This window comes from Butyrivibrio hungatei NK4A153, assembly GCF_000424465.1.
In the GTDB taxonomy this organism is placed as follows: domain Bacteria; phylum Bacillota; class Clostridia; order Lachnospirales; family Lachnospiraceae; genus Butyrivibrio; species Butyrivibrio hungatei_A.
Map to the genome: position 1 here is coordinate 96,782 of NZ_KE384196.1, position 13,069 is coordinate 109,850.

The 13,069-nt window shown below is 41.5% G+C and carries 9 protein-coding genes; 5 read left to right on the forward strand and 4 right to left on the reverse strand.

The window, feature by feature from the left end; all coding sequences use genetic code 11:
- Positions 1-129: 129 nt before the first annotated feature.
- Positions 130-663, reverse strand: a complete 534-nt coding sequence (locus G628_RS0113470; RefSeq protein ID WP_330365508.1) for a CYTH domain-containing protein — start codon at positions 661-663, stop codon at positions 130-132.
- A 304-nt stretch (positions 664-967) separates the two neighbouring features.
- On the opposite strand from G628_RS0113470, the gene G628_RS0113475 reads away from it, so the two are divergent.
- On the forward strand, positions 968-1,513 hold the full coding sequence (locus tag G628_RS0113475) for a DJ-1 family glyoxalase III (protein WP_027209356.1): 546 nt from the start codon (positions 968-970) through the stop codon (positions 1,511-1,513).
- Between the two features lie 504 nt (positions 1,514-2,017).
- On the opposite strand, the gene G628_RS0113480 is transcribed toward G628_RS0113475, so the two are convergent.
- Positions 2,018-4,030 carry a methyl-accepting chemotaxis protein gene (locus G628_RS0113480; RefSeq protein WP_027209357.1) on the reverse strand — a complete coding sequence of 671 codons (2,013 nt, stop codon included), beginning with the start codon at positions 4,028-4,030 and terminating at the stop codon, positions 2,018-2,020.
- Between the two features lie 387 nt (positions 4,031-4,417).
- Between G628_RS0113480 and tig the strand changes: the two genes are divergently transcribed.
- The 4 genes from tig to clpX all read left to right on the forward strand — a co-directional run bounded on the left by tig (position 4,418) and on the right by clpX (position 9,453).
- A complete protein-coding gene (gene tig, locus G628_RS17530) occupies positions 4,418-5,890 on the forward strand; it encodes a trigger factor (protein ID WP_034468583.1) in 1,473 nt (490 codons plus the stop codon).
- A gap of 101 nt (positions 5,891-5,991) precedes the next feature.
- The gene (locus G628_RS0113490; protein WP_027209358.1) at positions 5,992-7,461 is read left to right on the forward strand and encodes a DUF6056 family protein; all 1,470 of its coding nucleotides are present in this window, start codon (positions 5,992-5,994) and stop codon (positions 7,459-7,461) included.
- A gap of 118 nt (positions 7,462-7,579) precedes the next feature.
- Positions 7,580-8,182: an ATP-dependent Clp endopeptidase proteolytic subunit ClpP gene (gene clpP / locus G628_RS0113495; protein ID WP_026514654.1), complete on the forward strand. Its 603-nt coding sequence runs from the start codon at positions 7,580-7,582 to the stop codon at positions 8,180-8,182.
- Positions 8,182-9,453 carry an ATP-dependent Clp protease ATP-binding subunit ClpX gene (gene clpX / locus G628_RS0113500; RefSeq protein WP_027209359.1) on the forward strand — a complete coding sequence of 424 codons (1,272 nt, stop codon included), beginning with the start codon at positions 8,182-8,184 and terminating at the stop codon, positions 9,451-9,453. Before clpP ends, clpX begins: the two co-directional genes overlap by 1 nt.
- 97 nt (positions 9,454-9,550) lie before the next feature.
- Here clpX and G628_RS0113505 read toward each other — a convergent pair whose 3' ends face one another.
- Entirely contained in the window at positions 9,551-10,849 is a 1,299-nt protein-coding gene (locus tag G628_RS0113505) for a galactokinase (RefSeq protein WP_026667204.1), read from the reverse strand.
- Between the two features lie 13 nt (positions 10,850-10,862).
- Positions 10,863-12,917: a beta-galactosidase gene (locus G628_RS0113510; RefSeq protein ID WP_026656817.1), complete on the reverse strand. Its 2,055-nt coding sequence runs from the start codon at positions 12,915-12,917 to the stop codon at positions 10,863-10,865.
- Positions 12,918-13,069 lie beyond the last annotated feature (152 nt).

Consider the following 13,069-nt stretch of genomic DNA (forward strand, 5'->3'; position numbering starts at 1 on the left):
ACTTAAGGCATAGGAAGTAGCCGGGAGACATAGAAAGTAACATGGGCGGAAAAGTATTCATTGTCTATAGGAGTGAGTTATAGACGAAATCGGCGATGTAGAAATACGTATCTATATCGCCGCAGGTGATTAAAATGATTCAGTGCTCATGTATGAATTGCTGTAGTGGAAATCTCCGGTTACGTCTTCGCGGAACCAGGAAGCGGGGTGATATGCGCTTGCGGCTTCTTCGCTTGGAAATTCAACTTCGGCAAGCAGACGACCGTTAAACGGCGCGTCAAAAACATCAAGTTCAATCTTGATGGCGCCTGATTTTATTGCAAAATTAATATTTGGATTGGCCGACAGAAATCCGTTATCAAATGCGTCTTCGTTAAGTGGCAGGAGATATCGGGTTTTCTTTATGATGTTGCCGTCACATTTTTTTACAAGATGATCATAGCTCACCGCATCAAGGGGCATGTTGTACTCCACCTTTCCGATGCCGCTTTTTTCTGCGGGTGAGGAGCCTTTGTAGGTCATATAGTATCTGTCGTCTTCTCTTCGTACGCGTACGGCGGGGGTTGTGTTTAGGTAGCCTTGCTCGATTATATGGCAGGGATATGTATCAAGGTTCTGCGGAAGGTCTTTTACGGTAAATTTTTTTTCTATCTCAATTCCCATGGTATATGCACCTTTCTGTGATTTTGTCTAAGACTGAATATACTTTTTGTGCTATCATGTCTTCGATTTTAGTGGTGTTATGACTTTTTATAATAAAATGATACCAAAAAGTCATAGATTTCAAGTTTTCATATCTTAAATTATAGTAGAGGACATGACTTTTTTGAATAAAAACTATCTAACAGGTCATGTTTTCTCAGATTAGTGCGAATAGAAATGATATAATGATTCATATAATTGCGTAGAAGAGCCGAAAAGACGAATGTTGAAAAGCGAAAGTATTAAGAATAAACGGAGGACGAATATGGCAAAAACAGCGATTTTTCTTGCAAACGGTTTTGAAGAAATAGAGGGACTTACAGTAGTGGATATTCTCAGGAGAGCGGGAATCGACATAACAATGGTTTCTATAACGGGAACTACAGCCGTTGAGGGTTCTCACGGAATAAAGCTTGAGGCTGATGATACAATTGAGAACTATGATTTTGGCGGAGTTGATATGATCATTCTTCCGGGCGGAATGCCGGGAACGAAGAACCTTGATGCGTGTGCGCCTCTCAAAGCTAAGATAGAAGAGTTTAACAACGCAGGCAAGATGCTTGCAGCAATCTGTGCTGCACCAACCGTATACGGCAAGATGGGACTTCTTAAGGGCAAAAAAGCCTGCTGCTATCCCGGATGCGAAGGCGACCTCATCGGTGCAAACGTATCTACTGACATGGTCTCAAAGGACGGCAACTTCATCACATCACGCGGCATGGGAACGGCAATTCCATTCGCACTTGCAATCTTAGAGCACTTCAATGGAAAAGAAGCAGCAGACGAGATGGCAAAAGCAATCGTATACTGATTTCCGAGCAGTTATGTTATAGACAGGGGGATAGGAAAGGAGATACGAGTTTTCGCTACGGGCAAGTGTTTCGGCATATAAAAGGCTGAAGTGGTGTGGTTTTTATATGCCTTTTTGACTTAAACTAAGTCTCAAAAGCATATAAATGCGCTTGAGCATGAGCTGTTTATATGCTTTTGCTTCGAGGATTCAGGGAAAAAAGCATATAAAATTGGCACAAATCATAAGTTTTATAGGATAGACGTTATCATTTTTAATGCTATAAGCATATGAATCTGCCTGGTATTTGAATATCTATATGCTTTGAGCTTTTGACCTTTCGAAACTATTTCTGCAAGTCTGTTAAGGAAGATAGAACCTTACGCAAAAAATAAGGCAGATATATATAATTTTTGCGAATTTGTGCCATATAAATGAGACCAACTCTTTGGGCTCATTTATATGTCCGGCACAATCTGAGCTAAAATTATATATATCTGCCTATATATTTACAGCGTAACCCTATCAGGTTTTAAAGAACTGAATATCCTGATTAAGCTTATTTGCAACATCTTTAAGGTTAGTAGCCGAACCTGCAAGAGATGTAACAGTAGCGGAAAGCTCTTCCATAGAGGCGCCGGTTTCTTCTGATGAAGCGGCGTTCTGCTGTGAAATGGCAGAGAGCGAATTCATTGAATCCGATACAACATTCTTGGAAGATACGCAAGTCTCTGCACCTGAGGAGATGCTCTTTACACCGTTTACGGTCTCGCTGATATCTGAAAGCATTTCGTTTACGGAAATGAGTGTTTCGCCAAGAGCATCCTGCTGGTCAAGATTTCCTTTTCTTACTTCATCTGAAGCTTCAACCGCAGCTTCACTCTGCTCAAGAAGGATATCCATCTGTTTTCTGATATCGTCAGCCATTGCCTTGGAATCATCGGCAAGTTTACCAATCTCTTCAGCAACAACCGCAAATCCTTTTCCTGCTTCGCCTGCCCTTGCAGCCTCAATCGAAGCGTTAAGTGAAAGGAGGTTTGTCTGAGTTGCGATACTTGCAATTCCTTCGACCTTCTCGTTGATGCTTGAAACCGCTTCCTGAGTAGCGGAGATAGTCCTTGAAATGTCGTCGATCTTGGAAGTCATGTTTGTACTTGATTCCTGAAGAGCTGAAAGCGACTGTGAAGAAGCTTCCGAAGCATCTTTCATTCTTGTTGCAAGAGCTTCAAGACTTCCGGTTGAACCCTGAACATTTGAAACGGCATCACCGATCTGAGTAACATTCTCGGATGCTTTCTGAATCTCATCGGCCTGCTGGGTAGCACCGGATGCAATATCCTGAACTGCATTTGATACATCTTCGGCTGTTTGCGAAATCTGATTGGCCATATCTGAGAGCTCCTCGGATGACTCGCCGATTGTTGTTGCAGATGCTTTAATATTGGAAACAATTGCCTGAAGTTCATTTATTACAGTGTTTGTGTTGTTGATGATCGCTCCAAACTCATCTTTTCTGTTAATATGCTTGGTCACAACTGCAAATTTACCGTCAGCAAGCTCTGCGAGAGCAGTGTTGACATCGTTGATGGGGTTCGTGAAAGAAATAGCCATCTGTACAGAGATAAATGCTGTTAAAACGAGCAACACCAGTCCGACGATCACGACAATAAGTGCAGCGGATCTTGTCTCTGCGGTTACTACTTTCGTATCGGTTGCAGCAACAACTACAAAACCTGTACTCGGAGATTTCTTATAAGAAACTACGGCATGATATCCTTTACCGGTATCAACCTGATATACTCCGCTGTCCTGACCGGAAGTTACGAATTGTGATTTGCTTCTGTCATCTTCGTTCTCTGCAGTGATCTCATACTGTGAATGAGCAGCAACAAGTCCGTTTCTGTCAACGAAGAAAGCGTCGCTTGACTTTTCGGAAAGAAATTCATGGAATCTGTTAAGATCGAGATTTCGCTGAACAATACCTATAGCCTCACCCTTTGAATTGTACACGGGAGCTGCGATTGTAATCTGACGTACACCTGTTGATGCTGAAACTATGACATTGGAAACATAAGTATTTCCGTTCATTGCTTCTTTAAAGTAATCTCTTTCACCTACTTCGACAAGCTCTCCTGTATTTCTGAGAATCTGTTTTCCATCTTTGCCCGTAAGAACGGTAATGTTGCCGTCATTAAGCATTGTATCGATTTCTTCGAGATATTTGGCGGCTTCTTCCTGGAAAGTAACATTGAATGGAGTCTCCATGAATCGTGTTGTGGCAGGTGATTTGGCAAGTGTCTGAATACTCATTATATTTTTTTCCATAATGCCTTCAAATTCGGACTGAATATAGTTTGCTTGCCAGTTTAGTGTATTTTCTGCATCCTTAACCGCTTTTGAAGTCGATGATGCATAACTTACTATTACGGAAATAATAAGCGGAACAGCTGCTACTAAAAGCATTATTGCAATCATTCGCGGTTTAATGCTGTTCATAAAATTGGTAGTTTTTTTCTGGGGTTTGGAATCCTTTGCCATAGAAATTGCCTCCGTACTATTGATAAAAGTAAATAACTTTAACACGTTAAAACGATTAAAAAATAATAACAATTTTATACTAAAATGATACTATTTAGCAGTTAAAAAATGACTGAAATTAGGAAAATTTTATATAGTTTTAATGATTTGGCGTGCTAAGTTCAGTATAATATCGGCAATTGGTTCGCTTAATTTAAGTGCCGGGATTCAAAATAGCAATTTTTTCCATGTGGGATACTATTTAAAAAAGCGCGAATAAAAACATGGAAATTATTATGTACTTATGTTATAATCTGAAGCGATTGTGCCTATATGTGGGCTAAAGGGCTTGAAACTGTGTTTTTCGGCTCTTTATTATAAATACTTTTAGGAGGAATTACAGATAAAATGAGCGTAACAGTTGAGAAGCTTGAAAAGAGCATGGCTAAGCTTAAGATTGAAGTATCTGCTGAGCAGCTCGAGAAGGCAATTCAGAAGGCCTATGAGAAAAACAAGAATAAGATTCAGTTACCCGGTTTCCGTAAGGGTAAGGCTCCTCGTAAGATGATCGAGCAGATGTACGGTAAGGGAGTATTCTATGAGGATGCTGCAAATGAACTTATCGAGACAGAGTATCCCAAGGCTGTTGAGGAGTGCGGAGAGAACGTTGTATCATCTCCCAAGATTGATGTTGAGCAGCTTGAGGCAGGAAAGGACTTCATCTTTACAGCTGAAGTAGCTCTTAAGCCTCCGGTTAAGCTTGGAAAATATAAGGGCGTTGAAGTTGAGAAGATGGACATCGACGTTACAGATGCTGATGTTGACGCTGAGATCGACAAGCAGAGAAATACAAATGCAAGAACTGTTGATGTAACAGACAGAGCAGTTCAGAACAACGATATCGTTACTCTTGATTTCGAAGGATTTGTTGACGGAGTTGCATTCCCCGGCGGAAAGGGAACAGATTATCCTCTTACAATCGGTTCAGGTGCATTCATTCCCGGATTCGAAGAGCAGCTTGTTGGATTTGAGATTGGTAAAGAAGGCGATGTAAACGTTAAGTTCCCTGAGGAATATCAGGCAGCTGAACTTGCCGGAAAAGATGCTACTTTCAAGTGCACAGTTAAGGCTATCAAGGCTAAGGAACTTCCTGAGCTCAACGATGAGTTTGCAAGCGATGTATCAGAGTTTGATACACTTGCCGAGTACAAGGAAGATGTTAAGAAGAAGCTTGTTGAGAAGAAGACAAACGAAGAGAAGGCTAAGAGAGAAGATGCTGTAGTTAAGGCTGTTATCGAAGATTCAGATATGGAGCTTCCTGAGGCTATGATCGAGACACAGCAGAGACAGATCGTTAATGATTTCGCTCAGAGACTTCAGATGCAGGGTATGAACATGGATCAGTATCTTCAGTATACAGGTAACACTGTAGACAAGATGCTTGAGCAGGTTAAGCCTCAGGCTATCGAGAGAATCAAGTCAAGACTTGTTCTCGAGGCTGTAGCTGAGAAGGAAAACATCACAGTTTCAGACGAAGAGTTCGAGAAGGAACTTGAGAAGATGGCTGAGCAGTACAGAATGGAGCTTTCTAAGCTTAAAGAGCTCATGTCTGATGCTGAGAAGAAGGTTATGAAGAGTGATCTTGCAGTTCAGAAGGCTGCTGATTTCCTTGTGGAGAATGTAAAGGAAGGCGCTGCTAAGAAGGCTGCAAAGAAGACAACAACAAAGAAGACTGCTGAAAAGGCTGAGAAGGCTGCCGATAAGGAAGAGAAGCCTGCAAAGAAGACAGCTGCCAAGAAGACTACAGCTAAGAAAGATGCTGCAGACAAGGAAGAGAAGCCTAAGAAGACAACAACAAGAAAGAAGAAGACTGAAGAGTAATCAGGCAGTTTGAATAAAAACATATGAACCTTATGGCACTTATTATTTGGTAAATACAAAGAAATAGGTGCCATTAGTTTTATGTGGAACCGGGAGGATGTATGATAGAGTCTTTTTTTAACAAGTATAAGAAAATATTTGCGGGGATATTCATTATCGGAATATTCTGTGCAGTTGTGCCTGTTATAGTGGGCTGTGGTTATACATATCTGTGTGAAGATGATTTCAGCTTTGAGGGTGGAGCTGCGGATGCTGCGGATGTATACGGATCCAACGTGGTTGCAGCCGCACATAAGATGGTTGAATATTACAATGTAAATCAGGGAACATATCTTTTTAATTATCTGATTCATTTTATCAGGGCATATACAAGAGGTGGACTTCCGGGATTTCATTTTTACATGATCCTAAACGCTGTCGCTTTCTGCGTTGCACTTATGGTTCTTCTGAAAATCCTTATAAAAGACAATACCGCGTGCCTCGGAGCCTCTTTTGCAATATTTGCGACTGTTTTTTCCATGACGAATACGCCAAGTGGAAGAGAGCTTTTTTACTGGTATACCGGCGGACTTAATTATCTGACGGAATTAACCCTTGGTCTGCTTGCCGTTTCGTTGAGTATCCTGTATATACGAAAGAAAAAAATTGGATATCTTGTTGTAAGCGCCATATTGGCATTTTTGGCAAGCGGAGGATCGCTTAATATTGTACTTGCTGATCTTTCGTGGCTTATCGCAGTAGTGATACTTAAAAGAGAAGAATTCATCAAGGATAAAAAGATTGCTATACCGGCGGGCGTATCGTTTGTAGGAACACTTATAAACGGTCTTGCTCCCGGAAACTATAGAAGAGCGGAGAAAGACCTGAAGGAAGGCCACAGTACATTTTTTGACGCACTTAGGGATACTTTTAAATGTATCGTTTCCGAAGACAAGATCCTTTTTACAAGTGCTGTGTTTATCCTTATGCTGCTCTTGGCATTTGTGATCTTCACTATTTATAAGGTTAAGGTGCTTGAGGGAAAAGTCACGGTGTTAAATCTTGTGATCGTTCTTGTCGGAACATGGTTTGCGAGATATTTCACCATGTTTCCCGTATGTTTCGGATATCATGTGGATGAAGTTATCAACATGAGAACCGCAAGTTCTTATGAGATTGTGGCGAAGTTTATGTATTTTCTTGTAGTGGCGGTGCTTGCACAGTTTCTTTCGGAGAAGTTTGAAGGAAAGACAGATCGTATCGCAACGGGAGTGCTTGCTGCAGGAGTATTGCTTGCACTGATCCTTCATTCGGCATTAAGTGAAGATATTAAGAGCGGAATGTCGTATGCTTCATATGACGATTATAGGACAGGGGCATTGCAGGAAAACTATGCTGCCCGCGAATATGTTCTTTCGGCGCTTACTTTGGCGGAAAAAGGAAGCGATGCCGTTATTTATGTCAGACCTTACAGACCGGCATATTCCACCTATGGAATGGGGCTTGGAGTAGAAGCCGGAGAGTGGGTGAACAGGTCTGCGGCAGGCTTTTATGATCTTAATACCGTTACGATTGTTTATCTTGAAGAGTGAGATGCTATGAAAAATTTCCCGTAAATATCAGTTTGCGGGAAATTTTTATGCTCTTTTTATAAAATTATTGGTATAATGGAAATTGGAATTTTATTTTTAGGCTAGAAAGGAAGAAAAAATGAGTTTAATACCTTACGTCATTGAACAGACAAGTCGCGGTGAGAGGTCATATGATATTTACTCCAGACTTTTGAAAGAGAGAATCATTTTCCTCGGAGAAGAAGTTAATGCCGCATCAGCCAGTACAGTTGTAGCTCAGCTCCTGTTCCTTGAAGCTGAAGATCCCAATAAGGACATTCATATGTATATTAACAGTCCCGGGGGAGAGATTACATCCGGAATGGCTATATATGATACAATGCATTATATAAAATGTGACGTTAGCACAATATGTATAGGAATGGCTGCAAGTATGGGAGCGTTTCTTCTTGCAGGCGGAGCAAAGGGCAAGAGAATGGCTCTTCCCAATGCGGAAGTTATGATCCACCAGCCTTTGGGAGGAACACAAGGTCAGGCTACTGAGATTGAGATTGCTGCAAAGCATATCATCAGAACAAAAGAGAAAATGAACAGGATGCTTGCTGAGAATACAGGAAAGCCTTTCGAGCAGGTTGCTGCAGATACTGAAAGAGATAACTGGATGACTGCGCAGGAAGCTTTGGAATACGGGTTGATTGATTCTATAGTTGAGAACCGTCCTAAGAAAGAGGAAAATAAATAATGGCAAAGATACCGGGAGAGATCAAGTGCTCTTTTTGTAATAAGACACAAGATCAGGTAAAAAAATTAATAGCGGGACCTGCAGGTGTATATATCTGCGACGAGTGCGTAGAGATTTGCTCGGACATCATCGCTGAGGAATTCGACGATGAGCCCGAAGTAGTTGAGAGGGACCAGCAGATAAATCTTTTGAAGCCTGTAGAAATCCGAAACTTTTTGGATGAGTACGTTATCGGACAGGAGGAAGCTAAGAAAGTTCTTGCTGTTTCCGTATACAACCATTACAAGAGAGTATTGGCTCCAAAGAATGAAGATAAGTCGGAAGTTGAACTTCAGAAGAGTAATATCATAATGGTAGGTCCTACCGGATCGGGTAAGACATACCTTGCACAGACACTTGCCAAGATAATCCATGTACCTTTTGCGATTGCTGATGCTACAACGCTTACCGAGGCAGGATATGTCGGAGAAGATGTTGAGAATATATTGCTCAAGCTTATCCAGAATGCTGATTACGATATCGAGAGAGCGCAGTACGGCATTGTATATATCGATGAGATCGATAAGATCACAAAGAAGAGCGAGAATGTTTCCATAACAAGAGACGTATCGGGTGAAGGTGTTCAGCAGGCACTTCTTAAGATCATTGAGGGTACTATTGCAAGCGTGCCTCCGCAGGGCGGAAGAAAGCATCCTCATCAGGAGCTTATTCAGATTGATACAAGTAATATCTTGTTTATTTGCGGCGGAGCGTTTGACGGCCTTGATAAGATCGTTGAGGCAAGACTCGACCGCAACTCAATCGGATTTAATGCTGAGATTGCTGACAAGTCTGAAAGAGAAATCGGAGAAGTTCTCAAAGAGGTTACACCTCAGGACCTTGTTAAATTTGGACTTATTCCGGAGTTTGTCGGACGTGTGCCTATTACGGTAACACTTGAAGGTCTTTCAAAGGAAGCACTTGTCAGAATTCTTACAGAGCCCAGAAATGCTCTTGTTAAGCAGTATCAGAAGCTCTTTGATTTTGATGATGTTAAGCTTACATTTGAGGAAGGCGCTGTTGATAAGATCGCGCAGATGGCATACGAGAGAGAAACAGGTGCCAGAGGACTTCGTTCCATCATGGAAAAGACTATGATGAATGTTATGTACGAGATTCCTTCCGATGAAACAATCAGCGAGTGTGTGATCACTGACAATTCCGTTGACGGAACAAGTGAGCCTCTTATTGTTCACAAAGAACAGGGAAAACTTCTTAAGCCCGCAAAGTAATTGCAAGGCAGAACAGAGAAAAAAAGATAGATTTAGAGCCATGACTTAAAGTCATGGCTCATTTTTTAGTGGGGTTTATATTTAAAACAAATAGTGTTTAAATATCAATTTTCATTCCGCCGTATTTTCTGATCTTAAGAACGACGCATGCTCCTTCGCCGAATATATCGTTGAGGGCTTTTTTGTATTCTTCGACCTTGTCATTACGAACAAAAGCCTGGATTGTTCCGGCAAATCCGCCTCCGTGAACCCTGCATACACCGCCGTCTTCACCAAGTATGGTTTCGCTGATGCAAAGAGCAAGTGAAATACCCTGGTGCTGAACGTCCTGATTGGTATATACGTTCTGAAGGAATTTGTATGATGAATCACCGGATTCTTTTATGGTTTTCAGGAATGTAGCAAAGTCATTGTTTTTGAGGGCGTCAACCTGTTTTATAACCCTCTTGTTCTCTTCATAGAAGTGGAGAGCACGAAGAACTGCTCTGTCTCCGAGCTTTTCACGAAGAGCGGGAATGGATTCAATAACTTTGGATTCAGGAACATTTACAAGAACGGCTTTCCTGAATTCTTCCGCTACGGCTTTCATTTCTTTGGTAACGGCAGCATATTCCGAAGTTAAGTCTGCGTGATTTCCCTTTGTATCTGTGATGCAAAGACTGTAGCCTGCTGCATCGAGATCAAGTTCTAAGGTTTCAACCTTTGGAGTGCCGGGAACTTTGAAATCTATATGACTGAGTTTTCCGAAAGAGCAGGCCATCTGGTCCATAAGGCCGCACGGCTTACCGAAATATATATTTTCTGCATATTGACCTATTGTTGCAATGGTCATCGGATCGATCTTACCCTCGTTGTACAATGAGGAGATGATAGTACCTATCACTGTCTCAAAGGATGCAGAAGATGAAAGACCTGAACCGTTAAGCACATCGCTTGTAATATAAGCATCAAAACCGCCTATTTCAAATCCGTTCATTTTGGCTCCGGCGAGAACACCTTTTACCATGGCAAGCGAAGAACCGTGTTCAGCCATGTTTATAGCTGTGTCATCAGGGCTGAAGCTTATCATGTTGTTGTAGCCTTCGGATCTGATATTTATCATGTCGGCTTTTTTTGCTACAACGGCGATAGTGTCTAAGTTGATGGATGCCGTAAGGACATGGCCGTGCTGATGGTCGGTATGATTACCACCTATCTCTGTGCGTCCCGGTGCATTTATTATGCATACATCATCGTTGTATCCGGCAGTTGACTTAAAAGTATCCTCATAGCTTTTTATTGCCTTGATATATCTTTCTGTCTGATAAGCAATCAGAGATTCATCAAGATAGATATCCAGAAGCTTATCGTTTAATCTGCCATCTTCAATATAACTGATCAAGTCCTGTGTTTTCATATTTTCCTAACCCTCATCTGTTGACAAATATCTTAATACCCCAAGGTCCGATACTGATCCTGTCTCCGCGGTTGTAGTTATCCGAGCTTATAAGTTCCGTGCAGTCTTTAAATATTGAGATAAGCTCAATTCTGGGAGAGTAGTTAAAGTAGTAGGTTATCTCTTCACCGAGAGCATTGGTTCCCGATTTGACTATAATAGGGAATATTTCTTCGGGTACGGAGAGGCCTATTCTTCTTATAAGTTTTTTCAGTATCGAAGTGAGACCTTCGCATTTCATGTAACATCCGATATAGGTTACGGTTCCGCTTCCGTTTTCATAGAGTTTCTTATGAAGGATTGCGGCATATTTATCCCAACATGGATGTACGTAGGTACCCCAGATTTCTTCGCCTGTGCCCTGAGGCCTCAAAAGTTCCATCCAGTGAGAAACATTAAATTCTCTTCCTTCGATCTTTATAGTTGTATCTACGGGTCTTGTAAATTGATCGTAGCTTCCTCCGACCATGTCTGTCATGTTATAAGGAAGAGCATCGGGATAAATCTTAAGCTCTTCATCAGAGACAAGACTCTTAAATCCAAGTACAAGATTTCCGCCTTTCTCTACATATTTGCGAAGAGAATCGATGAGTTCTGTTGTAGCCGAATAGAGTGAAGGTGCAATCAGGAGAGGATATTTTTTAACCAGCTCCTCCGGATCCATATTAATAATATCGTCTTTGTAAACAATATCTGTTTCAAGATTCATCTTGTAGCAGGCATTGTACATCCAGCGAAGTATATGGTTATAACTAAGCTCCTTAGGGCTCCAGTCATCTTCCCCGACGCTTGCATCAGATACATCGTCAATAGGAAATTCATCCAGACCAACAAGGCTTCTGTTATCTGCGATAATGGCAGCAGGACAGTGCTTCCTGAGATTTTGTAAATGCTCGTCTATCTTAAGCTCTTCAGACCTTGCAAAGGCAAGCTCCTTATAAGTTTCACCGGGAATCAGGTCGTGGCTTATGATCCCTTTCCAGTATGACTCAAGGGAATTGTGGATTGAATGCCAATTCCAGTACATAACACCGTTTGCTCCACTTGCAAGGTGGCTGTAATAAGCCTGTCTGAGCTGTCCGGGATATGCGAGCCAGTCAAGTCTGCCCTGAGACTGTGTTTCAAGTACAAGGTAATTATCCTTTTTGAGTGATCTTCCGATGGCACCGCCGAAACCTATGGTTGCGCCGTCGAATCTGTTCTGAGTGGGATGGTAGATATCAACTCCGGCAATATTAACGGCTTTTGCAGCATCCTGCTGATTAACAAGAGGCTGAATGCCGTAAGAAAATCCATCCCATGAGAAATCATAATTGTGAGTGATGAACTGATCGTCTCTCTTATACTCATTTATGATGTCTGCCTGCCATTTCTGGTACTCGGTTATCCTGTCTCTGAGGAACGCCTTGTAGGCAGCGGAAAGACTACCGTTTATGGTACCGCGGATATCGGGCATGTCATCCCATGATTCAATGCGGTTACTCCAGTAATTGAGCCCGAATTCATCGTTGAATTTATTGATGTCGGGATATTTCTTCTTCATCTCTTCGATGAACAACTTTTGATTTTCCGGAGAATATCCGTTTCCTGAGCGTGTCTCGTTATCAATCTGATATCCGATAACCTGCGGATTTGCCGCAACTTCTTCCATCATCTTTCTGATGATCCTTTCAGCATGGAAAAGAAAATGCGGGTTGGTGATATCGTGTTGCTGTCTGCGTCCGTAGATGCTCTGTCCTTCAGGAGTTACGGCCATGACATCGGGGTATTTCTTTGCAAGCCATGAAGGTATAGCGTAAGTAGGCGTACCTACGATAACCGAAATATCGTATTTTGCGGCCGCATCAAGAACTTTGTGTAAATATGTAAAATCAAATACGTTATCGGAAGGCTCCCAATTACTCCATGTGGATTCAGCGATTCTGATAACGTTCATGCCGGCATCCTTCATAAGTTGGAAGTCGGTATCTATTCTGTCATAAGGCATATATTCAGCATAATAAGCAGCACCAAAAAAAGTTGATTTCATAACAATTCACCTCATAAAAAACCTTTGTATATATATTTTATAAAAAAATTCGCTTAATATGTCAAAAATGAGAAAAAATATTCGTATATGCAACAAACACAAGATGCAGTTTTTTATTTGATAGGAATTTCATATCAAATATAAATTGGTTT

Coding starts and splice junctions, on each gene's coding strand:
- G628_RS0113470 (WP_330365508.1), bottom strand. CDS start 663: ATGGGAATTGAGATAGAAAAAAAATTTACCGTAAAAGACCTTCCGCAG.
- G628_RS0113475 (WP_027209356.1), top strand. CDS start 968: ATGGCAAAAACAGCGATTTTTCTTGCAAACGGTTTTGAAGAAATAGAG.
- G628_RS0113480 (WP_027209357.1), bottom strand. CDS start 4,030: ATGGCAAAGGATTCCAAACCCCAGAAAAAAACTACCAATTTTATGAAC.
- tig (WP_034468583.1), top strand. CDS start 4,418: ATGAGCGTAACAGTTGAGAAGCTTGAAAAGAGCATGGCTAAGCTTAAG.
- G628_RS0113490 (WP_027209358.1), top strand. CDS start 5,992: ATGATAGAGTCTTTTTTTAACAAGTATAAGAAAATATTTGCGGGGATA.
- clpP (WP_026514654.1), top strand. CDS start 7,580: ATGAGTTTAATACCTTACGTCATTGAACAGACAAGTCGCGGTGAGAGG.
- clpX (WP_027209359.1), top strand. CDS start 8,182: ATGGCAAAGATACCGGGAGAGATCAAGTGCTCTTTTTGTAATAAGACA.
- G628_RS0113505 (WP_026667204.1), bottom strand. CDS start 10,849: ATGAAAACACAGGACTTGATCAGTTATATTGAAGATGGCAGATTAAAC.
- G628_RS0113510 (WP_026656817.1), bottom strand. CDS start 12,917: ATGAAATCAACTTTTTTTGGTGCTGCTTATTATGCTGAATATATGCCT.